This is a genomic window from Bartonella raoultii (assembly GCF_019659805.1).
Classification (GTDB): Bacteria; Pseudomonadota; Alphaproteobacteria; order Rhizobiales; family Rhizobiaceae; genus Bartonella; species Bartonella raoultii.
Genome location: NZ_JAIFRO010000004.1, coordinates 1 through 23,014, shown reverse-complemented (window position 1 = coordinate 23,014; position 23,014 = coordinate 1). Strand labels below are relative to the sequence as shown.

18 protein-coding genes, 1 tRNA gene and 2 pseudogenes are annotated in these 23,014 nt (G+C 39.4%); 9 read left to right on the top strand and 12 right to left on the bottom strand.

Translation table 11 applies throughout. The annotated features are described in order from the left end of the window. Window positions 1–562 precede the first annotated feature (562 nt). Window positions 563–1,309: a YebC/PmpR family DNA-binding transcriptional regulator gene (locus tag K3248_RS04410; protein ID WP_220717192.1), complete on the bottom strand. Its 747-nt coding sequence runs from the start codon at window positions 1,307–1,309 to the stop codon at window positions 563–565. A gap of 385 nt (window positions 1,310–1,694) precedes the next feature. On the opposite strand from K3248_RS04410, the gene K3248_RS04405 reads away from it, so the two are divergent. From K3248_RS04405 to glmM, 6 genes are all read left to right on the top strand, one after another. Then, window positions 1,695–2,393 (top strand): DUF1013 domain-containing protein, encoded by a 699-nt coding sequence (locus K3248_RS04405; protein ID WP_220717191.1) that lies wholly within the window; start codon window positions 1,695–1,697, stop codon window positions 2,391–2,393. 197 nt (window positions 2,394–2,590) lie between these two features. Further along, entirely contained in the window at window positions 2,591–3,109 is a 519-nt protein-coding gene (gene pal, locus K3248_RS04400; RefSeq protein ID WP_220717190.1) for a peptidoglycan-associated lipoprotein Pal, read from the top strand. A 100-nt stretch (window positions 3,110–3,209) separates the two neighbouring features. Next, window positions 3,210–5,249 carry a hypothetical protein gene (locus K3248_RS04395; RefSeq protein WP_220717189.1) on the top strand — a complete coding sequence of 680 codons (2,040 nt, stop codon included), beginning with the start codon at window positions 3,210–3,212 and terminating at the stop codon, window positions 5,247–5,249. Window positions 5,250–5,369: 120 nt separating this feature from the next. Continuing rightward, window positions 5,370–6,725, top strand: coding sequence for a tRNA lysidine(34) synthetase (locus K3248_RS04390; RefSeq protein ID WP_371875513.1), 1,356 nt, complete (start codon window positions 5,370–5,372; stop codon window positions 6,723–6,725). A gap of 135 nt (window positions 6,726–6,860) precedes the next feature. Continuing rightward, window positions 6,861–9,026 carry an ATP-dependent zinc metalloprotease FtsH gene (ftsH, locus tag K3248_RS04385; RefSeq protein ID WP_220717187.1) on the top strand — a complete coding sequence of 722 codons (2,166 nt, stop codon included), beginning with the start codon at window positions 6,861–6,863 and terminating at the stop codon, window positions 9,024–9,026. Between the two features lie 493 nt (window positions 9,027–9,519). Further along, window positions 9,520–10,899 (top strand): phosphoglucosamine mutase, encoded by a 1,380-nt coding sequence (glmM, locus tag K3248_RS04380; protein ID WP_220717186.1) that lies wholly within the window; start codon window positions 9,520–9,522, stop codon window positions 10,897–10,899. A 723-nt stretch (window positions 10,900–11,622) separates the two neighbouring features. On the opposite strand, the gene K3248_RS04375 is transcribed toward glmM, so the two are convergent. After that, window positions 11,623–12,066 carry a phage holin family protein gene (locus K3248_RS04375; protein ID WP_220717185.1) on the bottom strand — a complete coding sequence of 148 codons (444 nt, stop codon included), beginning with the start codon at window positions 12,064–12,066 and terminating at the stop codon, window positions 11,623–11,625. Window positions 12,067–12,069: 3 nt separating this feature from the next. Next, window positions 12,070–12,396: an ElaB/YgaM/YqjD family protein gene (locus K3248_RS04370; protein ID WP_220717184.1), complete on the bottom strand. Its 327-nt coding sequence runs from the start codon at window positions 12,394–12,396 to the stop codon at window positions 12,070–12,072. A gap of 623 nt (window positions 12,397–13,019) precedes the next feature. Between K3248_RS04370 and K3248_RS04365 the strand changes: the two genes are divergently transcribed. Together K3248_RS04365 and K3248_RS04360 are read left to right on the top strand one after the other, a co-directional pair. Next, on the top strand, window positions 13,020–13,886 hold the full coding sequence (locus tag K3248_RS04365; protein WP_220717183.1) for a MotA/TolQ/ExbB proton channel family protein: 867 nt from the start codon (window positions 13,020–13,022) through the stop codon (window positions 13,884–13,886). Next, window positions 13,883–14,323: pseudogene (locus K3248_RS04360) on the top strand (biopolymer transporter ExbD); the annotation flags it as partial. The gene K3248_RS04365 and the pseudogene K3248_RS04360, both read left to right, overlap by 4 nt. A gap of 572 nt (window positions 14,324–14,895) precedes the next feature. Here K3248_RS04360 and dut read toward each other — a convergent pair. The 4 genes and pseudogenes from dut to K3248_RS04340 all read right to left on the bottom strand — a co-directional run bounded on the left by dut (window position 14,896) and on the right by K3248_RS04340 (window position 18,119). Continuing rightward, window positions 14,896–15,456, bottom strand: a complete 561-nt coding sequence (gene dut / locus K3248_RS04355; protein ID WP_220717181.1) for a dUTP diphosphatase — start codon at window positions 15,454–15,456, stop codon at window positions 14,896–14,898. 291 nt (window positions 15,457–15,747) lie between these two features. Continuing rightward, window positions 15,748–16,567, bottom strand: a pseudogene (locus K3248_RS08970) (VIT1/CCC1 transporter family protein). 358 nt (window positions 16,568–16,925) lie between these two features. Continuing rightward, the gene (locus K3248_RS04345; RefSeq protein ID WP_220717180.1) at window positions 16,926–17,498 is read right to left on the bottom strand and encodes a disulfide bond formation protein B; all 573 of its coding nucleotides are present in this window, start codon (window positions 17,496–17,498) and stop codon (window positions 16,926–16,928) included. Between the two features lie 12 nt (window positions 17,499–17,510). Next, on the bottom strand, window positions 17,511–18,119 hold the full coding sequence (locus tag K3248_RS04340) for a YqaA family protein (protein WP_220717179.1): 609 nt from the start codon (window positions 18,117–18,119) through the stop codon (window positions 17,511–17,513). A 225-nt stretch (window positions 18,120–18,344) separates the two neighbouring features. On the opposite strand from K3248_RS04340, the gene K3248_RS04335 reads away from it, so the two are divergent. After that, window positions 18,345–18,429 (top strand) — tRNA-Leu (locus K3248_RS04335). 857 nt (window positions 18,430–19,286) lie between these two features. Here K3248_RS04335 and K3248_RS04330 read toward each other — a convergent pair. The 5 genes from K3248_RS04330 to K3248_RS04310 form a co-directional block, all read right to left on the bottom strand. Then, window positions 19,287–20,216, bottom strand: a complete 930-nt coding sequence (locus K3248_RS04330; protein WP_220717178.1) for an outer membrane protein — start codon at window positions 20,214–20,216, stop codon at window positions 19,287–19,289. 309 nt (window positions 20,217–20,525) lie between these two features. After that, window positions 20,526–20,744, bottom strand: coding sequence for a hypothetical protein (locus tag K3248_RS04325; protein WP_220717177.1), 219 nt, complete (start codon window positions 20,742–20,744; stop codon window positions 20,526–20,528). A gap of 537 nt (window positions 20,745–21,281) precedes the next feature. Further along, window positions 21,282–21,509: a hypothetical protein gene (locus K3248_RS04320; RefSeq protein ID WP_220717176.1), complete on the bottom strand. Its 228-nt coding sequence runs from the start codon at window positions 21,507–21,509 to the stop codon at window positions 21,282–21,284. Next, complete coding sequence (gene bgtA, locus K3248_RS04315; protein WP_220717175.1) at window positions 21,506–22,168, bottom strand: gene transfer agent endolysin BgtA; 663 nt, start codon at window positions 22,166–22,168, stop codon at window positions 21,506–21,508. Before bgtA ends, K3248_RS04320 begins: the two co-directional genes overlap by 4 nt. A gap of 629 nt (window positions 22,169–22,797) precedes the next feature. Continuing rightward, window positions 22,798–23,014: hypothetical protein (locus tag K3248_RS04310; RefSeq protein ID WP_220717174.1), on the bottom strand; the 217-nt coding region annotated here is incomplete at its 5' end.

Below are 23,014 nucleotides of genomic sequence, written 5' to 3'. Positions count from 1 at the left end.
GTTTATCATTATGTTTCTGATCGGCTATGGGTATTGTCTTCTCTAGACAATGAAGAAGACCACTCTTTGGGAAGCTCCCCTTGGGAAGAAACTCCCCTTGGGATGAGGGTTTGCGGATTGAAAATAAACTGTGTGGTAAAACAAGACGATAAAAAAACTTATGATGCAATAATTGTGCTAAAGTTTAAAGACTATTTGCTTTTGCAAAAAAGGATATTGGTAAATTGGCTTTTTTATTCATTTATGGGAAGGGATATCAATTTTTTGTGAAGCGTGTTTTTTAGAATAAGAGTTTAAAAGTAACAGTTCTTTAAAAGAGATAAAAGCTTTTAAAGTTTGAAAAGATATGTACAAAAAATGTTTTAAAATATCCCTATACCCCACTATAAAGCGAGGGTATTGGTTATAATCTGGTATGTCATAAGTTAAGTGATGATACTTGTACACAGAGCCCTTGAAGGAAAAGTGCTTATAAAAGACGCTGAAATCCCCATAAGCGTCATGAGTCATGAAGCGTTATGGGTCATGAAGAGCATGGGGCGTGAAACAATATGACAGGGAGTTAGACAGATAATTTAGCCAAAATTTCATCACTAACATCAAAATTGGCGTAAACATTTTGCACATCATCATCTTCTTCTAATGTTGCAATAAGCCGTAAAACAGAGACCGCTTTTTCTTCATCTATAGGTGTTAGGGTAGAGGCTTTCCAAACAGTTTTTATCGATTCTGCTTCGCCAAGTTTTGCTTCAAGCGTTTTAGAAACTTCGCCAATATCTTCAAATGCGCAGGTAATATGATGCCCATTTTCCTCTGATTGCACATCTTCAGCACCCGCTTCGATTGCTGCGTCCATAATGCTGTCTGCTGTTCCTGCTTCTGGTTTATAGATAATTTCACCAATGCGATTAAACATGAAACTTACAGAACCTGTTTCTCCAAGTGCACCACCTGATTTGGTAAAGGCGGCGCGTACATTTGAAGCTGTGCGGTTGCGATTATCTGTTAAAGCTTCAACAATAACAGCAACGCCTCCTGGGCCATAGCCTTCATAACGAACTTCATCATAATGTTCGACATCATTTCCAGATGCTTTTTTAATTGCACGTTCAATGTTATCCTTGGGCATCGATTGCGCTTTAGCATTCTGGACAGCTAGTCTTAAGCGGGGGTTCATAGCTGGATCAGGAGAACCTTGTTTGGCTGCAACGGTGATTTCACGCGCAAGTTTAGAAAATATCTTCGAGCGCATCGCATCTTGGCGCCCTTTACGGTGCATAATATTTTTAAATTGTGAATGGCCTGCCATCGTGTTCCTTCCAGTGTTTGGGGGTTCTTAATCGAAAGTTCCTTGAACTTTAAGGCGATAAACACCCATCTCATCAGAGCCAATGTGCTGGTGTAAAAGATAAAGTGATCGCGTAAACCTCTTATAAGAAAATTCGTCTTAAAGGTAAAGAGACTTAAAATGCGAAGAGCATGACGAGACATCTGTCTTGTCGTTTCTTAAAAATCACGCTATAACAGAGAGAGGGTTTCATGGCAAAAGTGGTTTATTTCGTATCTCGCTTCGTGAAAAGGGGGTAGCAAAGAACTTAGTGTATAAGAAGACGTATAAGAACAAAAACTCTCATGCTCCATAGTGGGCATTAACCTGCCTTTATTAAAGGCTAAGTACAAAGGATATGATAAAGATGGCAACGCAACTTTTAATGCCTAAAGCAACAGCTGTTTGGTTGGTTGATAACACTGCTCTTTCTTTTGATCAAATTGCAGAATTTTGTAAATTGCATGTCTTGGAAGTGAAGGCTATTGCTGATGGTGAAGCTGCTCATGGAATTAAAGGTTTAGATCCAATTAGTTCTGGACAATTGACACGTAATGAAATTGCTCGGGTCGAGGCTGATCAAACAGCGCGTTTAAGAATTTCCGAATCACGCGTTCGCATCCCTGAAAAAAAGAGAAAAGGTGCGCGCTATATCCCCCTTTCTCGACGGCAAGATCGTCCAAATGGTATCTTGTGGCTGGTGATGAATCATCCTGAGTTAAAAGATGCACAAATTGCGCGCTTAATTGGTACAACAAAAGCAACAATTGAGCAAATTCGTTATAGAACGCACTGGAATAGTGCAAATTTGGTGCCTCTCGATCCTGTCGGGTTGGGCTTGTGTTCGCAAATCGATTTGGATTTCGAACTTAGGCGGGCTGCAAAAAATCGCCCTCCTGTAGCAGAAGATGATAGATCTTTGCTTCCTGCTTCACTAACCGAAAATGCTTCGCTTCATGAAGCAGAGAGTGAAGAAAATCTACATCAAAATTTTGATGCTGATAAAGTTTTTGCAAAACTGAATGCGCTACAAAAAAGCCGTAAGGATGAGACAGAAACAGAATAACGCAAGAGTAAGTTTCATAACAGTTGCATCGATATGCGAAAAGCGTGGGGTAAAATGAGAATAGGTAAATGCAAGGAGAGAAAATAAAATCAAGAAAAGCTTTGCTTTCATGAGGATGTAACGCTTATTCTCAGAAATGCTTTTGGAAGAGTCTCTTCCTTTAATTTTTATTTTATGACTTCAAGGAGAAGCAGTACATGCATTCTACCAAAAATATACTTTTTTATCCCTTCATTATGGTCCTTTTTTTCTCACTGCCGCTGGTTGGTTGCGAAAAAAGACATATTAATAATATGAATAATGCTTATTTGAAGGGTGATGGTTTTAACCAAGCCTCTCTGGGTTCAAAACAAGATTTTACCATCAATGTTGGAGATCGCGTGTTCTTTAGTCTTGATTCTTCTTCGCTCGATTCTGATGCAGAGCAGACTTTAATGCGTCAAGCTGAATGGTTGTTGCGTTACCCTTACTATTCCATCATGATTGAAGGGCATGCTGATGAACGTGGTACACGTGAATATAACTTAGCACTTGGACAGAGACGTGCTGTAACTGTTCGCGATTATTTGATTTCTCTGGGTGTGTCTGCGCAACGGATTCGGACGATTTCTTATGGAAAAGAGCGGCCTGTTGCAGTGTGTGACGATATTTCTTGTTGGAACCAAAATCGGCGCGCTGTGACAACAATTAGTAATATGAATGGTGACTATCAATGATGGGCGTGTCATAAAAAAATGAGACGCCAGTGGTTTATATATTAAATAAAGTTATGGAGTGTCAAAAAGCCATTGGTTTGATTCTTGAAACGAGAAAAACATGCGTGTGTGTAAAAAACAAAATTGGAAAAGTGTCTTTTTTTTATCGGTTTTCATAGCATGTTTGTCTTTGTCCGCTCATACTATGCCACGCAGAGCTTCTCAGTTTTCTCCATATAATAGAGAAAGTTCTGCGTCCAATACGGCCTCTGAGGTTGCGTCTTCTTCTGGGACAGCTGCTACGGCTTCTGAGATTGCGTCTTCTTCTGGGACAGGTGCTACGGCCTCTGAAGTTTCGCCTTCTTCTGGGACAGGTGCTACGGCCTCTGAAGTTTCGCCTTCTTCTGGGACAGGTGCTACGGCCTCTGAAGTTTCGCCTTCTTCTGGGACAGGTGCTACGGCCTCTGAAGTTTCGCCTTCTTCTGGGACAGGTGCTACGGCCTCTGAAGTTTCGCCTTCTTCTGGGACAGGTGCTACGGCCTCTGAAGTTTCGCCTTCTTCTGGGACAGGTGCTACGGCTTCTGAAGTTTCGCCTTCTTCTGGGACAGGTGCTACGGCTTCTGAGGTTTTGTCTTCTTCTGGGACAGGTGCTACGGCCTCTGAAGTTTCGCCTTCTTCTGGGACAGCTGCTACGGCTTCTGAGGTTTTGTCTTCTTCTGGGACAGCTGCTACGGCCTCTGAGGTTGCGTCTTCTTCTGAAATAGCTGCTACGGCCTCTGAAGTTTCGCCTTCTTCTGGAACAGCTGCTACGGCCTCTGAAGTTTCGCCTTCTTCTGGAACAGCTGCTACGGCCTCTGAGGTTGCGTCTTCTTCTGGGACAGGTGCTACGGCCTCTGAAGTTTCGCCTTCTTCTGGGACAGCTGCTACGGCTTCTGAGGTTGCGTCTTCTTCTGGGACAGGTGCTACGGCCTCTGAAGTTTCGCCTTCTTCTGGAACAGCTGCTACGGCCTCTGAGGTTGCGTCTTCTTCTGGGACAGGTGCTACGGCCTCTGAAGTTTCGCCTTCTTCTGGGACAGGTGCTACGGCCTCTGATGCTGCGCTTTCTTCTGAAACGGATGCTACGGCTTCTGAAGTTTCGCCTTCTTCTGGGACAGGTGCTACGGCCTCTGATGCTGCGCTTTCTTCTGAAACGGATGCTACGGCCTCTGAAGTTTCGCCTTCTTCTGGGACAGCTGCTACGGCTTCTGAAGTTTCGCCTTCTTCTGAAATAGCTGCTACGGCTTCTGAGGTTGCGTCTTCTTCTGAAATAGCTGCTACGGCTTCTGAGGTTTCGCCTTCTTCTGAAATAGGTGCTACGGCTTCTGAAGTTTCGCCTTCTTCTGAAACGGATGCTACGGCTTCTGATTTAGGATTTTCTTTTCAAGACACTCTTCTAAATCGAGCGTTTATGTTAGAGCATCAGAAAGCTTTATTGAAAAGTTACGATTTAGATAAACTCTTGCATAGAATAGAGACTGTACTGGAACATAATGATCTGGAAAGTATCAAAAAGCAATTTCATTTGCTTTTTGATAAAGAGGATTCTGCAGTTTATTCCTGTTCTTCTGAGAAGGTAAAGTGGGGGCAAAATGTTCAAGCTATAAAAAAGAATGGGGAAAAGATTACAAAGAGTGCGCAAAATAGTGTGGTAGAGAGTGAGACTCATGAGAGGTTAGAGAGTCATGATCAGGAAAACCATTTAGAGGTTGGCATAGAAGAAAGCAAGCATGTCAAACAACAGCATGGTGAAGATTCCGCTCTTCTTGCTTCCAAAGCATTGTATAAAAAAGGCTATGACTTTTTACGTTCTGCCAACTATGTTGAAGCTGAAAAAGTCTTTTGCACTTTTCAAGATCATTATAAAAATGATCCTTTATATGATGATGCTTTATTTTGGTTGGCAGAATCTTTGTTGGGACAAAAGCGCTATCATGAAGCAGCACAGGTTTATCTCAATGTTTGGTATAAAGGTCGAGAAACACTCTATAATTCTGAGATATTGTTGAAATTAGCAATGAGTATGGTGGCTCTTAAACACAATAAAGAAGTGTGTGCACTTTTTACACACAAACAAAAATGCTATAAAACACTGGAGTGCGTCTTTTGTAAAACGTATAAATAAGCTGCGGAGTCGTATACGGTGGGCGTAAAAATAGCAGGAGATCTCTTTAAACAATCCGATTTTATCCAATGTCAGAAAGTCATTCTTGCAGTTTCTGGTGGGGGTGATTCTTTGGCTTTGATGTTTTTGGTTAAAGATTATTTCAAAACACTCTCTGTTCCACCAGAAATCATTGTTGTTACTGTTGATCACCGATTGCGTAGAGAATCAGCGCGTGAAGCACAAATTGTTGCAGAAATTTGTCGCGCTCATCACATAAAACACATTATTGTACGATGGGAGGGAAAAAAGCCAAAGACCCATATTGCTTCAAAAGCGCGCATTGCACGATATGATCTCTTGTTTCAAGAGGCACAAAAGCAAGGTGCAACACTAATTATGACAGGGCATACGCTCAATGATCAAGTTGAAACTTATCAGATGCGCTGTCAACGTCTTCAAAAAAAGAGATATGTTGGGCTGCAAGAAATTGATGGCGCTCTCTACAATAAGAAAGCTCTGGAAACCAGAGTACATTCTACAGAACTTGATAAAACAGCTTATGGTTTTGCGCAAAAAAATGATGAGGGGATCTGTGAACGCGGTTTATCTTGTATTCCACGTGAAGCATTATTGCATAAAACAGTACGTTTGATTCGTCCTCTCCTTGGTGTAGAGCGCAAAACATTGCGTGCTTATTTGCGCTTTAACGGAAAAATATGGATTGAAGATCCAACAAATGAAGATCGCCGTTTTGAACGTGTGCGTGTACGGCAATCTCTGCCTCCCAAAAAACTTATGGATATTGCTAAAAAGGTGCATCAAGCTGCTCTTCAGCGTCGTCAACACGCACAAAAAAGTGCTGATTTGATTAGGGCTTTGGATATTCGTATGGAATATGGACGCTGTTTTATCGCAAAGCCTGCAGACTTTTTACAGAAAAATCCCAATTTTTCCTTCGTTGTGGGGCTCTTTGCTGTGTTGATGGGAGGAGGCTTTTATTTACTCTCTTCGCAAAAATTAAATAAAATTGTTCAAAGATTGTCTTTCCTCTCTCCCCAAAAACAACGTTTTACTTTGGCTGGATCTGTCGTGGAATATAGTCAAAGCGGTGTCGCTTTTTGGCGCGAATCACGAAATATGAAAAAAGCGGTTGTGCATCCGGGAAAAACGTGCTTATGGGATGGACGCTATCAGATTACAAACCATGGATTTGAGGCTCTAAAAGTGGAAGCAGCGCCTTTGGAACATTTGAAATTTTGCTTGAAAAACAACGGGTTTACTCTTAAACAGCCCCATTTTCCTTCTTTGCAATCGTTACTTATGCTTTCAAATAAAAAAGGATGTGATATTCCAGAGTTGACTTCTCAAGATTTTTTTTGCAAAAATGTCACCATTAAGCGGATTATAGCCCCCTTTCATTGGTTGTCATCGCGCGAAGACGCCCCTCTCGTTCATGTTGTGGAGCCTTTTTTTGATATTAAGGTGAAAAGATAAAGAAAATCACACTTAATTTGAAGAAAAATGACTCTAAAAAGTAATAAACATCTTCTCATACCTTGGCAAGGAGCAGACAAGGTTATATGTTAAGGGGAAATATTTAAAATCTCTATTTGATTAAGTGGGTTGAATATGAATTCTAATTACCGCTCTCTCCTCATTTGGGGAGTTATTGCTTTGATTTTGATTGTGTCGTTTTCTCTCTTTAATGGTGAGAGCCAGCGTTCACGAAGTGGGGAGGTTTCTTATTCCGAGTTTTTGCAAAAGGTGGAGAACAATGAGCTAACAGCCGTGACCATTCAGGGGCAAAAATTAACAGGACATACCGCTGAGCGTAGAGTTATTTCAACCTATGCACCACGGGATCCAGGCTTGATACAAAAATTGGAAAGCAAAAATGTAAATGTGAAAGCTATTCCTGAAAGCTCTGGAAATAGTATCTTCCTTAATCTGCTCTTTTCTTTGCTCCCTGTTATTATTATCGTTGGGGCATGGGTCTTCTTTATGCGACAAATGCAAAGTGGGTCGCGTGGGGCTATGGGCTTTGGAAAATCAAAAGCGAAACTGCTTAATGAAGCGCAAGGGCGGGTGACCTTTCAGGATGTGGCTGGTGTTGAAGAAGCAAAGCAAGATCTCCAAGAAATTGTTGCCTTTTTACGTGAACCACAAAAATTTCAACGCCTAGGGGGACGTATCCCACGAGGCGTTTTGCTTGTTGGGCCTCCAGGAACAGGGAAAACCTTGCTGGCGCGCTCTGTTGCCGGTGAAGCCAATGTGCCTTTCTTTACAATTTCAGGGTCCGATTTTGTCGAAATGTTTGTAGGGGTGGGAGCAAGCCGTGTGCGCGATATGTTCGAACAGGCTAAAAAAAATGCCCCTTGTATTATCTTTATTGATGAAATCGATGCTGTAGGACGTCATCGTGGTGCCGGTTTGGGAGGCGGAAACGATGAACGAGAACAAACCTTAAATCAATTGCTCGTGGAAATGGATGGATTCGAGCCCAATGAAAGTATTATTCTCATTGCTGCAACAAACCGTCCTGATGTGCTTGATCCTGCTCTGTTAAGACCAGGGCGTTTTGATCGACAAGTTGTTGTTCCAAACCCTGATGTATCGGGACGTGAACAAATCTTAAAAGTACATGTGCGTAATGTGCCTTTAGCACCTAATGTGGATTTGAAAGTTCTTGCAAGGGGAACGCCAGGGTTTTCTGGGGCGGATTTGATGAATCTTGTCAATGAAGCTGCTCTTATGGCTGCAAGCCGCAATAAAAGAATTGTGACAATGCAGGAGTTTGAAGATGCAAAAGACAAGGTGATGATGGGTGCAGAACGACGTTCAAGTGCTATGACCCAAGCAGAAAAAGAACTTACTGCATATCACGAAGCTGGGCATGCTATCGTAGCTCTTAATGTGCCTGCCGCTGATCCTGTGCATAAAGCAACAATCGTACCAAGAGGAAGAGCTTTAGGGATGGTGATGCAATTGCCTGAAGGTGATCGTTACTCCATGAGTTATCGCTGGATGATTTCGCGCTTGGCCATTATGATGGGGGGACGTGTGGCTGAAGAGTTGAAATTTGGAAAGGAAAATATCACATCGGGCGCTTCTTCTGATATTGAGCAGGCAACAAAATTAGCGCGCGCTATGATAACACGGTGGGGATTTTCTGATCTTCTGGGAAATGTGGCTTATGGAGATAATCAGGATGAAGTGTTCTTAGGACATTCCGTAGCACGAACGCAAAATGTGTCTGAAGAAACTGCGCGAATGATTGATGCCGAAGTACGCAAGCTTATCGATGATGCTTATTCAACCGCTACAAAAATTCTCAAAACCAAAAAGAAAGAATGGTTTGCTTTGGCGCAAGGGTTATTGGAATATGAAACTTTAACCGGCGCTGAGATCAATGAAGTTATTGAAGGTAAGCCTCCTTCTCGTGCGCTGAAAGATGAGAGTGCTCCTGTGCGGGCTTCTTCAGTACCTAAGACAGGGAGTAGTGTAAAGGTTGAGCCTCATGAAAGTGATGTTGAGACAAACGGTGCTGATAAAGAGGAGACCGCTACCACAGAAGAAGAAAAAGTAGAGAAAAAAAATGGAAAGGAAGAAACAAAATCTACAGCTCTTAAAGCCAATAACAAAGCCAATAACTCTGGGCTTGAGGAAAACACATCTCATCAAGAGCAAAAAAAAGCACGTAGTGTAAAAAAGGTAGCTGAAGCAGTTAAAAGCTCTACAAAGAAAGACAATCCTGATAAAACAGCAAATGATACTGGACAGGATAAAGAAAAGTAAAAAATTTCTTATAATGCTTGAATATCCGTGTGTTTTTAAAGATGTTCAGCAATTTTTTAAAAAGGCGTAAGCTTTGCTTGCGCCTTTAAAGTCATCTTGGGGAGCTTATAAGAAAAATGGTGTACTGCATGCCATTTGAAGGGAATTGTAAGAAAGCTGTTTTCCTGCATGTGGGGTGGAGAACGTATGAAATTATCATTTTATGTTGTTTAATGGTGCATGTATGCGTAAGCCATAGGAGAGAATCATATGGTTTACGATATGGGGTGTAGAGGAATAATGAAGAAAATGGTTGCGATTTTGTGAAGATTAAAGATTTCTTTGGAAGCGTGAGGATAATAGCTATTGTAATTGTTTAAAAATCTCAAGAGAGCGAAATGTCTCTTATGAGAAGAAAATGTGTGTGAGGAGAGATTTGTGGGGAAAGGGTATTATAGGAGAGGGCGCTTCGTGCGTACAGAAAAGAGGGAAAGTATGTATAAAGGAAAAAGGCATGGCACAAAAATATTTTGGTACTGATGGAATTCGAGGCAGAGCGAATTCTTTTCCTATGACAGCGGATTTTGCTATGAAAGTAGGAATGGCTGTAGGTTTTTTGTTTCGCTCACAACATCAGTCGCGTCGTGTGGTGATTGGTAAAGATACCCGCCTCTCTGGTTATATGTTGGAAAATGCTTTGGTTTCGGGTTTTACCGCTGCGGGAATGGAAGCTTTCTTATTGGGTCCTGTGCCAACCCCTGCTGTTGCAATGCTTTGTCGCTCATTGCGGGCAGATCTTGGAGTGATGATTTCTGCTTCTCATAATCCCTTCTATGATAATGGAATTAAACTTTTTGGTCCTGATGGTTTTAAACTTTCAGATGAAGTGGAAGAAAAAATTGAACAGTTAATCGATACAGATCTTTCAAATTCCTTAGCCAGTTGTGCTGAAATTGGTTATGCAAAACGGGTGGAAGGGGATATTTATCGTTACATCGAATATGCAAAACGAACTTTACCCCGTGATGTACGTTTGGATGCTATGCGTATTGTTGTCGATTGCGCAAATGGTGCTGCTTATAAAGCAGCTCCGCGTGCTTTGTGGGAATTGGGAGCTGAAGTCTTTGCTATTCATGATACGCCAAATGGGACCAATATTAATCACAAATGTGGCTCAACCGATTTGGCTTCTTTAAAACAAAAAGTGCATGAAGTGCGTGCTGATGTGGGAATTGCTCTTGATGGTGATGGAGATCGTGTTCTTATTGTGGATGAAAAAGCACAAACAATCGATGGAGATCAGTTGATCGCTGTGCTTGCTGAACATTGGCAAAAAACGGGACGCTTACAGCATAATGGTGTTGTTACAACCATTATGTCTAATCTTGGTCTTGAGCGTTTCTTAAACAGTAAAGGGTTGGATCTTGTGCGGACTGATGTGGGAGACCGGTATGTTGTCGATGCCATGCGGCAAAAGGGGTATAATGTTGGGGGAGAGTCTTCTGGGCATATTGTCCTTAGGGATTTTGGTACAACCGGTGATGGGTTAGTGGCTGCTTTACAGATTTTAGCGTGTATGCAGATAAGTCAAAGCTCTATGAGTCAATTGTGTCAACGGTTTGAATTTGTACCGCAAATTTTAAAAAATGTAACCGTTAAAGATAAAACAATTTTAAAAAAAGATCCGGTTAAAAAGGCAATAAATCAAGCCAAAAAGCAGTTGGGAAAAAATGCACGATTGGTGATTCGCGCTTCTGGAACAGAACCTGTGATCCGAATCATGGCTGAAGGTGATGAACGAGAGCTCATAAAGGCGGTGGTAACACAGATGATTGATGTGATTACACATCATGATGTGCTTTCAAAAGTGAATGCCTCCCTTAAAAAATCTTAAATTGGGGGAAATTGATAAAAAATGTGTAATCGCTCATACAGATTTTGATAATCCCCAAAAGCTTGAAGAGGTTTTGCAAAATGATGTGTTATATCACTTTTGCAAAAAATACATTCAGTGATCCGTGTTGTGAAAATAGGCGTTCGTTATTGGTTGGAATGCAAAATTATCACCGGCTGAAATATAAGTTTAAGCTGAATTGTTAGAGGATGAATTGTGGGCAGGTATGCGTATGGTTCTTGAGGAAATGCTTTAGAAACCTATCTGAGAAAGGGGCGTTGCTTTTCAAGAGAAATCCTGTGTGCTGGCATGAGAGGAGCGTTTTTCTAAGGGGTCTTTAAGGCAAGGAAAAAATTGGAAGCGCGTTTTTTGCTTTATGCAAAATTTTTTTCCTTGTACAAAAGAAGAAGAGTATACAAGAAGAAAAATTACGCTTTATCGTTAGAATTTTATGGGAAAAATTCTCTCGCTTTAGAGAGAGTAAAAAGAGTGCATATTTGGTAATTAAAGAAACGCCATTCTTTATAAGAGAATGGTGAAGGTGGTTTAAACTTTTGTTTTCAATTCTTTAAGAATAGGGGTGAAGTGTTTGTAAGACTATATTGGGAAAAAGGCCTATGGTCGCGGCAAAAGAGGGGATAAAACAAAGGGGGATAAAACAAAAAAGGTGTTTTCTTTATGAGAAAAGAAAACACCTAGGGGGTAACGGCAACATTACATATTTTAATCTGAAAAGCGGTCTTTTTTCTCTTTTTTCCACAGAAAGTAGCTTGTCAGTCCAAGGATTGGGACACTTAATTTTGCAAAAGGCAAATGCTTTCCAAGCAAGGCAAGGCTGGAAAGGGTTGTTTGTGTCATAAGTTGATGGCGTTGTTCCTCTTCTTTCTTTTGTTGTTCATAACGCTGTGACGTTTTTAAAATGCGACCAATAAGAGCACTCAATCCTGCGAGAAAAAGCCAAATAAAAAACAGCACACTGGCTGCTCCAAGAGGTTTCATGACCAAGCAAAGAGCAAGGAAACCAATAACGCATAAAAAGACCAAAGCCATGAACAAGGAAACGCCAATGATCCCGCAAAAAATTGCTTGAAGGCGAACTTGCTTGACAGTACTTTTTAGCCCCCCACCAACAAGATGGTTTAAAACAGGCGTAATAAGTTTATGCATGGCTTAACGACGCAATAATTGTGAAAGAATAAAACCAACGCCTGCTGCAAGTAGAACGCTTTTACCAGGATTTTTTTGAATACATTGGTTCATGGTTTGTTCAAAATCGCCTATTTTTTCTTTTGCTTGCGATATAACGTCTTCACTGCTTTCTTTCGCAGCATTATAGAGTTTTTCTGCTTTTGTTTTTGCTGTGTTTAATTTATTGGTTCCAAGATCTGTCAATGTTGAGGTGACGCCTGAAAGTTCTTTGCGTAATTTCTCTAATTGCTCTTGAAGATCTTTTTCTGCTGTTGTTTTATTTTTTTCTGTTGCTTTATTATTTGTCATGATGTTCTTTCCCTCTCTTAGGCATCATTATCCATTTTAGGCTATTTTTACAGTGATTATTTGCATGGGAATAAAATTTTCACTGCTTGCATAACGTTAAATGGTTTTTTTCGTTCCATTTTGATCTAAAATTTATATGCTTTGCGTTTCTTGAAAAATATTTTAGAAAAAAATACAAGCAGACCAAATAAATCTTGCCTGATTGGCTAAGTGGTTTTGCTGATAAAAATATTCTTTTCACTTGAAAATGAAAAAAGAGAAAAGAAAAATTGGCTATATTGCGTACAACGACTCATCAGGGATGAAAGAATCTATTAATCTTATAAAGTAATCTTTTATAAGATTATGATCATAGGGTACAATGTTGTATTTTATGCAATATATACGTTCTTTAACAAAAAATTTCTTTTCATTGATAGCGTTTAACAAAAAATTTCTTGGAGGGTTCCTCTTGAAAGAGATGCTTGTTGAAATAAAACTATACTTGATAAATCAACTTTTATTTCTTAAATTGCTTGCGAAGTAGCGTTAAGGGGGAAGTGGCATGGTAAAAGACATGCTATGCGGGGTGGTGGTACGACTGTAAGATCAAAAAGAAAAGACCCCAAGAATGTGAGACAGAGATGGAATCTGAGACGGTACCTTTTAACAATACATCTGCTATCGCGATAACGCATGATCTTTCCCCCTTTTCTATGTTTATGGCCGCTGATTTTGTGGTGAAATCTGTTATCGTTCTTTTGTTGCTGGCTTCTCTTGCTTCTTGGACGATTGCTTTTGTTAAAATTGTTGAGATTACTCTGGCAAAACGAAGAGTAAGAAAAGAACTTCAATTGATTCTTAATGCTCAGACCCTTACACGTTTGGCAGCTAGCTTGAAAGAAAGTAAAGGTGCTGGTGTGGTCTTTCTCAAAGAAGTTCTCAAAGAAATTTATCTTTCAACACAACAAGTGAATTTTCTTGGTACAGAAGGAGGAAGTGCAGGCACGCATGAAAGAACAGGTGCAAGACAAACCACGCAAACTTTTCTTCATGAAGAGGTTCTTTTCTATGAAGAAAATGAACGCTCTGAAGATATTGCTCGCGATATGAATGAAGGCGTAAAAGAAAGAGTGCATTCACTTTTATCACGCTGTTTGTTATCTGCTACGCGCCGTGTTGCATGTGGAAGTGCTGTGCTTGCAACTATTGGTGCACTTGCTCCCTTTGTTGGACTTTTTGCAACCGTGTGGGGAATTATGAACGCTTTTATTGGAATTGCTGAATCCCAAACAACACGACTTGATGTGGTGGCACCTGGAATCGCCGAGGCACTCCTTGCAACAGCTATCGGGCTTTTTGTAGCTATTCCCGCTGTTGTGATGTATAATGGACTTATGCGTGCTCTGAGTGGTTATCGTAATGATTTAGGCGATATTGCTGCTGCTCTCGAAAGACTTTTGAGTCGTGAACTCGATAAACATAGACAACAGAAAAGTCATAAAAAATGAAAGCAAACTTTAATGATCATTGGGAAACAGAGGAAGGTGGGTTGCACAGTGAAATCAATGTGACCCCTTTTATTGATGTTGTGTTGGTATTGCTTATTGTTTTTATGGTTGCAGCGCCTTTGGCAACATCTGTTATTCCTGTTCAGCTTCCTTCTATAACCCAAGCAGATTCCGCGGTTCAGCCAGATGAACCTCTTTATGTGACTTTGCAAAAAGACCGTTCTCTTTATGTGGGAGATCATCTTGTTTCTCAAACAGCATTTATTGAAACCTTGTTGAAGGAAACAAATCAAAATCGAGAGACAAAAATTTTAATCAAAGCTGATAGCGAAATTGATTATGGTGCTGTTATAGATTTACTAAATACCATACGAACGGCAGGATACACGAAAGTGGGGCTGATGGGATTGCAAAAATCAGCCACTGTTGCAACAAAAGCGCGTGTTGCTCCTATAAGTCAATGAGATTGCGGGTCTTGTGGAAACCACTGTTTTCGGTAGAGATGTGTGCATCACGTGCTGTAGGTGATAGGTTCCTCTGTGCGAGAAGACATTGCGCCTAACGGGTAAAGGGGCTGCGGTGTTGCTCCTATAAGTCAATGAAATTGCGGGTCTTGTGGAAACCACTGTTTTCGGTAGAGATGTGTGCATCACGTGCTGTAGGTGCTAGGTCCCTCTGTGCGAGAAGGCATTGCGCCTAACGGGTAAAGGGGCTGCGGTGTTGCTCCTATAAGTCAATGAAATTGCGGGTCTTGTGGAAACCACTGTTTTCGGTAGGGATGTGTGCATCACGTGCTGTAGGTGCTAGGTTCCTCTGTGCGAGAAGGCATTGCGCCTAACGGGTAAAGGGGCTGCGGTGTTGCTTCTATAAGTCAATGAAATTGCGGGTCTTGTGGAAACCACTGTTTTCGGTAGAGATGTGTGCATCACGTGCTGTAGGTGATAGGTTCCTCTGTGCGAGAAGGCATTGCGCCTAACGGGTAAAGGGGAGATTTTTGGGTTCTTGTTTTTTAGTCTTGACCTGTAGAGCCAAAGCCACCGGCCCCGCGAATGTCTGTATCGTTGGATGTTTGGAGGGAAGACTTTTGATTTGATTCAAGGGCGCGAACATGGACCTGAAGAACAGGTGCAATGACAGTTTGAGCAATGCGCATGCCACGCTGGATGGCAAAATCTTCTTGTCCTAAATTAATGAGAAGAACTTTAACTTCTCCACGGTAATCGCTATCAATTGTTCCGGGCGTATTGAGGCATGTAATACCGTGCTTTAAGGCAAGACCAGAACGTGGACGTATTTGTGCTTCGTAGCCTGGAGATAAGTGAAAAATGAGACCTGTTGGAATAAGTGCACGCTGCCCAGGGGAAAGGACGAGTGTTTCTTCTTGCGCAAGTGCTGCGCGTAGATCAAGACCAGCAGAACCCGCTGTCGCATAGTGAGGAAGCTCTAAACCCTGTCCATGCTCGAGAGATTCGACAAATAAAGTCATAGTGTTTGAAAGGTGAGAAGAAAGAGCAGAGGACGAAGAACTTTCTTGATGCGTGAGAGACATATTGCTTTGCTTATCGGGCATGGGGTAAACTCTTTTCAAAGTATAAAATGGATCAAACATAAAGAACAACTCTATCAAAAGCGTTTTACAAAACAAGTCAATAAAAGTTTATGAAGAGCAATTGTCCCCAAGGCTTATATTTTTTAGTGTGCATAAAAAATGTATGGTGCGTGCTGAAGTTGTCGATAATGCACACGCTATGCCGATAAAAAATATGCAATGAAAGGAATTTCTTTGGGATCTTGAGCATGGATCCTGAGGAGATGCTCTGCGCTCTTTGCAAATGAAGTGTTTTATCTTTATCTGTTTATTTTAGATGCTGCCAATCAAAATACCGGTCGCAAACACCAAAGCTCCGCCAATAATAACCTGTAAAGATGCGCGCCAAAAAGGTGTTGCCATGAATTTATTTTGAATCCAAACGATAATCCATAGCTCAAAAAAAACGATGATAAAAGCAATAATCGTTGCAATGTAAAAAGAGTGGATCAAATAAGGAAGTGTGTGACCTAACCCTCCAAGCGCTGTCATCACACCGCTGGCAAGGCCTCTTTTAAAGGGAGAACCACGGCCTGATAATTTACCGTCATCATGGGCTGCTTCTGTAAATCCCATTGAAAGTCCTGCTCCAATTGAAGCAGAAAGCCCTATCAAAAAAGTTTGATGGGTATCACCCGTTGCAAAGGCTGCTGCAAAAATAGGCGCAAGGGTCGAGACTGAGCCATCCATTAACCCTGCAAGACCGGGTTGAATCCAAGTTAAAAGGGTTTGTTTTTCGGCTTTTGAAGGCTTTTTTACGGCTTGATGTGTTGTTGTGTGAGAATGTTGTGTATTCATATGATAAGGGTGCTTATTTGTTGTAAAAGAAGGGTGGTTGCATCATGAATCCGTTATTCTTCCACGGGTGTGAGAAGATACGGGAAATAATCTTCTTATAATTTTCAAGCTCTTGAATACCTATTACAGTAAGGGAGGCTATTTGCTTACAAGAATAAGGCTGTAAAATTTTTGCATAGCCTAAATAAAAGGCTGTATCTTGCTCTTTTGTTTTAGGCGTGCGTGTAAGTCTTTTTTTTATGAAATGAAAGGACAGAGTTTCATGTTGTAAAAATGAAAAAAATAATTTCAACATCTTCTCTACCCCTGCACTTTAGAATTGTTCTAAAATATAGGGGTAAAAAAGCGAAAGTCAATCTAAAAGTGAAGAATTCAAAAAAAGCTGTTTATGTGAAAGAAAAGCAGTGGTGCTTATAGCCCATAAAATCACGGGTAAAGAAAATTAAGCTTTAAAAATGAAGGTTTATAAAGAGAATAGAAGAGAAATGACCTCTAGAGTTTTCTTTGCCTGGAGGATTTTGTCAGATTTCAGGAACTATGTGCTGTGGCTTGAAAGAAAAAAGAGTGATGAAAGAGGTTTTACTACAGGATTGAGATGGCAAATGAGGGGATAAAGAATAGGAAGATAAGGCTGTTTGTTTTTTCTTTTATGGTTATAGTTTTTTAGAACCTGAAAGAAGTCCTTTGGAGGCAATATAAAAGCTCGTCAGTGCGTAAAATAGACTAGCTATGACATTCCAACCGGCAAATGAGAGAGAAAAAACACGTAAGGAGGCTTCAGAACAAGAAGGAGGATGCAAGCTGTTTAATCGGTTGAACAATTGGCTGACATCTGTTGTTCTCTTGACGGCGCTTAAACTGCAACTGGAAGGAGCAGGCCAAAAACCATATTCAACACCTGCATGATAGAGCGCTAAAATAAGGCTGATACTCATTAAGACAAAAACACATAAAAATGAGAGTTGTACCCAAAAAGATAAGCGAAAAAATAATGCTCCAAAACCTGCTAAAATCAAAAAGGGTATGGCCCCATAATAGGGTAAACGTTCAATGAGGCATAAATCACAAGGAAGATAGCCTCCAATATGCTCAAAGCCCAGCGCTAAGCCTAATGTAGCAGATAAACAAAAAGCAAGAAAAAAAGCCCACAAACTTTGTTCTTTTTTACTTGGTTCAAGATAAAAATGTTGCTTCAAAATATGCTTAGAAGACAAAACACGTACCATTGCGCATGTTCCTTATAATAGAAGGTGTTTTTTCACAAAAGCTATGAAAATACCATAAACCAATAGGAGTGTTATGCAACCAACCAGAATAATCCATTTAAAGTTCTGGGCAAGAAAATTCATTGCTTGACGCCCAAAATGTTTTATGAGCCATGCAAGAAGGTAAAAACGTGCTCCTCGCGCAAAGATACAGCTGAGAATAAAAAGTTCAAGGGGAACACGCATTACACCTGCCAAAATTGTCACAATTTTAATGGGAGGAAGATGTATCAGACCTGAGATAACCAATAACATGAGGAGAAATTCTAATGTTGCACCGTTTTGCAGAGCTTCAAAACTTTCAACTTTACCGTAAAATTCTAAAATCGGTTTGGCAAGACTCTCATAAGCAAAATGACCAATAAACCAACCCAATATACCCCCTAAAACAGAGAATAGCGTGGCAATAAAAGCATAAAAATAAGCGCGAGAAGGGCGAACAAGGGCCATCGGAATGTATAAAACATCAACTGGAATGGGAAAAATAGAACTTTCAATGAAAGCAATAAAACCAAGCCAATGAGGCGCAGTGCGTCGATTTGCTAAAGAAACCGTCCAAAGCTTTAATGTTTTTAATAGCATAAAGATTTTCATAAGTCTAAGAGGTAAAAACTTTACAAAGGATAGTCTATAAATTTAAAGAGATATTGCCCTTGTCAATTAAGCAGATCATTGTTTTATAAACCAGTAGAGTGAAAAATAATACGAATTCTTTAAAAAGTGAGAAGTCTGATGTTGACGAATCTCTCCTTCTTCATATAGTGCAAAGAAGCAATAGGAAAACTTATCCTGCTATGACAATAGTGTGCGGGTGTGGTGGAACTGGTAGACGCGCCAGACTCAAAATCTGGTTCCGAGAGGAGTGTCGGTTCGAGTCCGACCACCCGCACCACTTTGATATTCTCTGCGGTATCAGATATTTTCTACCATATCACTTGATATCGTTGTTTATCTTATTTCACTGATCAGTGATTGTTTTTTACATACGGTTTTGAGAGCTGATGAATCCGCCAAAAGCGTGATTCAAAAGGTGGTGTGAATAGTGACTAGGAAAACAAGAACGCGTGAGAGATTATCCGTAAAAACTTGTCTAAGGGTAAATATGCGGATGGGGTTGGACTATGGCTTATCAAAAGAGTGCACACATCAAGGCTGTTGGTTTTTCAGTCCAATGAAATAATTTCTGCTTTTCCCCTTCTCTTTAGAAGGGAAGACATAAAGCATAAAAGAATTTGAGAGTTTTTATAAGATGCTCATTTTTTTAAAACAATTGCTTTCTGAAAAAGGATGCGCCATATCTCTTGCCAAGAGTGTTGGAAATAAGAAAATAAAATTGCGAGAGTGCTTTTATGTGTTTTTCTGTAATGTGATTAAATGGGGAATAAAACAACATCAATGGTGTTAAGGATAGAATTTTGTGACTTTTCGTTTTGCTTCGTATTTGTCTTGTAAAAATGATGCTTTTGCTACACAACAGCCCTGATAAACAAGAAGTGTTTAAGAAAAGCCAGATGTCTTTAAACTGTTTGTAGTAACTTTCTGAACATGAGTACAAGAGTACAAGCAGTAAGACAGAAATTTTCAATCATCATTCCTATAGCGTTTATTTAAGCTGGAAAATGTGATGCGTTGCTCTCTTTTTGTTTGCAACATAAGGGGAGAGAAAAGAAAAGCTATAAGAAAATGTTTGTTTTACAAATAAAAACCCTGTTAAAAACAGGGTTTTTAAAAATATGCTCGCTTATACTCTTAAAATTTATAAGAAATACCCATGCGCATATTATGCGTCTTATAGTATAATTTAAGCTTATCTTCTGCAAATGTATTGTTGTCATTTGCAAAATCTAAGTAACTATATTCTGTGCGAAAAATAATATTATTCGTCATTGCAAAATCAAATCCACCACCCACAGTATAGCCAAAGACTTTTTTTGTATCATTTATGACATCGCCAGAAGCAAATACTCTCGTTTGTGTTTCGTGAGATTTTGACAAAATGGACATAATATATTGCTGCTTTGACAAGGCAACACCACCAGAAATATAGGGCATAATACGGTTTAAATTATAGCCTATGCGCATCCGTATACTACCAGATACTTCTTCTTTGAAAGTCGTATTGCTTACAACAATATCATTAATATTCGGGATTGTTTCACCCTCTGTTGTTGGTTGTATAATTGGAATTTCAGCTTGTTCAAAAACATTTTTAATAGAATTTAAATCTCCCTCGTTGAGAATTTTTTGTTCCTTTTCTAATTTTTTGCTTTTCCGAATTGGTAAGGCGATATCTGCTTCAACACCGATAATGAAATTATCTCCGATATCAAAATTATAACCTGTATAAAGGCTTGCATTGTATTTTAAAGATTTAGAAAATAAATTCTTATCAGCTGGAGCCCATTTTTCAAGGTTTACACTTTTAAAGTGGCTGACGCTCGTGTGATCAGAAAAACCCCCCACCTTTCCTCCAATATAAAAACCACACCAAGAAAAAGGAAGGTCAATAATAACCGGAGATCTATTTCCTGCTTTATAACTTGGTGAAATACTTTGTGTTGTATAAGGTGGTGAAACACTTTCTGTGCTGCTTGGAAAAATAAGAGTATCAGCTGCATGTGCTGCTGAAGTTGCCATTAATGTGGCAAGCGATATTGTCATTAAATATTTTCTTTTCATGAAAATCCCCAATTTTGTTTCAATGCGGAACGCACTATATATAAATTGTATTAAAAAATCCATAACTAATTTTTAATACAGGAAATAAAATAATACTATATAGATTATACTTATATACATTTAAATATTTTATTAAACGGGTTTGGGGCACAGTTTAATTCATTGCTTATAAAAAATTTCAAATATTTTTATATATTTTAGCAAAGCGCTTTTCTCCATGACATTTCTCTTATTTAAATACGCTTTTAAGAAAATCTATTTTTAATGAAATACGCTTTTAAGAAAATACGAATTTAAAGAAAAGAGGTTTTAATGTTTTAAAAACCATTGTTTTAAATGGATAAAAACATTATCTAGCGCATCTATAAGACGGGCAAAGTCAAGAATAAAGAGAAAAAGAATAAATATAAGCCATTTCATACAGCGAGACATCACTTTTACACTTTGGTAGGTAAGGATCATTTCTTGAAGCATTTCTTTTTCTGCTTCTGTAAGCTCTACACGTTTTTTCGTTTTTTTTCTCATCATCTTTCACCCCTCTAAATATGACTTTGCTGATTATGGTTGCAGATTTCTCTTGTTAAGCTTGAATGGATGATACTGACCTCTCTTTTGTTTCAAAAAAATGAGCACAAAACAAACACAAGAAGAATGGTTTTTGATGACATATCTACACAAAGTGCGTAGAATATGCATCAGTATCACTCTTCTTGTTTATTTTAATATCTATTCAAAATGTATTATTTATTGCATTTTAATTGTTGCATAATGCGTATATACTGCTTTAAAAAGTTATGTGATATGCTTTTTTACATTGTGTGAGGAAAGTTTCATTTTGTTGAAGCATTTCTTTTTCTCCTTCTTTAAACTTTATGGCCGTCTTTAAACTTTATGGCCGTCTTTAAACTTTATGGAATGTGCTGTTGTTTTTCAGTATGTTTCCACCCGCATAAATATTCACCTTGCTTATTATGTTTTAAGATTTCTCTGGCTAAGCTAGGGCTGATGACATGAATATCTCTTCTCTCTAAATAAATGGGCAACCACCCAACACAAGAAGAAGATTCATTGGTCGCGCATCCACTCAGAAAGCTTATTACGCACATCAGTATCACTTGTGAGGTTAATTTCATTTTCCACCTCAAATCTCATTTTTGCTGCTTTTAAAGCTTTTTCTGTTTGTTTTTGTTGTTCAGCCTTCTTTCCAAGAGTGAAGGCTTTTCTTAAAATGATAAAAAAAGCGGCGAAAGCCCCACCCATTATCATGAAGTTTTTGTTAATCCAGCTTATCATAAGCGTTGTTCCTGAAAGCGTTTTGTCGCAAAAATAAAACCAGCACATGCTGCTAAAATCATAATCACTGCTAATGCCCATTGGATGGGACCGTTGCCGGTCAATAAGCTTCCAAGTCCAGAACAAGATCCTATAATGGGTGCAAGGGCTTCTGCTTTGAAACGGCTTGCTTTTTCTTTCGTTTCTACTGCTTGATAATTGGGAGAAATATAAGATTGTTTGGCCCATAATCCTGCCTCAGCTGCACGACGATGAACAAGACCCTCAAGACGTTTGCCTCCTGCTTTGGTCCATTTTTGTAATTCAGCAGGAATAGCTTCATATTCACCTTTATTCAGTTTTTTTAACAATGTGGAATTGGAAAATGCTTTTGTTCCTACATTATAGCAAAAGGATACTAATGCTGCGAATTGCCAAGCATTTAAAGAAACCTTAACCAATTTTTCAACCGTGTTTTCAAAACGTTGTAAGTCTTGACGCAGAATATCTTCTGCTTGTTTTTCTGTGATTGTCATGTCTTTATGAACAAAAGGTTTTCCGGCTGCATTGGTATGTCCATAACCGATTGTCCAGACACCCGTGGTATCTTGATAGGCGTTTAAACGCAAACCTTCCCATTGTTTAATAAGTGCAAGCCCTTCTTTCAATATTTTTCGCATAAACTTCTCCATAAAAAAAGCCTCACGTAAGGTGAGGCTTGTGTGATATATTTTAAGCGTTTTTCTCATCTCTCAAAATGAGAAGAGAAATGTGATGTTGCAAAGATAAACCACAAGACAGGGTGGTTTTCTATAATAGAGTATTGAAATGCGTCTCGTTAAATGTTTTCTGATGATGGATATTCCAATATAAAAAAGAATCTTCTCGTGGAAGAACAGCTTTATATTTTCACAGTTCTTTTTCTCTATGCTAAAAAGCAGTTTCTTTTCTGTTTCTGTTAAATTTAATCTCGTTTTTCAAAGAGGATACACGCCTTTTGGCTTAAAGCTTTTAGAAGCAGTTCCTCAATTTGTTTTTACAAATTCCCAAAGAAAAAATTCTTTTACGTACTCAGTTTTTTTAAAAACTTTTAGTGTGCAGATACTTATAAAAACTGTCTGGAAGTGCCTTATAAAGGATTAAGGAAAATATCTGTTATGGAAAACAGCTTTTATATTTTTGCATTTTGTAAGAATACATCTTTTTAAAAAGCAAAAAAACCCCTAAAAGGCTTTCCTTTTTCATAGATTATAAAAGTGAAATGAAGACGCAAAAAAAACCCTACCGCATACACTATTAAAGATGATTTTTAATGTCTTGTCAACAAAAAATGTGCTTTTATGGTTTTTAACCAATCTGGTAGCTGGTGTTGCTGGTAGCTGGTGTTGCTGGTGGCTGGTGTTGCTGGTGGTTGGTGTTGCTGGTGGTTGGTGTTGCTGGTGGTTGGTGTTGCTGGTGGTTGGTGTTGCTGGTGGGTGGTGTTGCTGGTGGTTGGTGTTGCTGGTGGGTGTTGTACACGACTGACG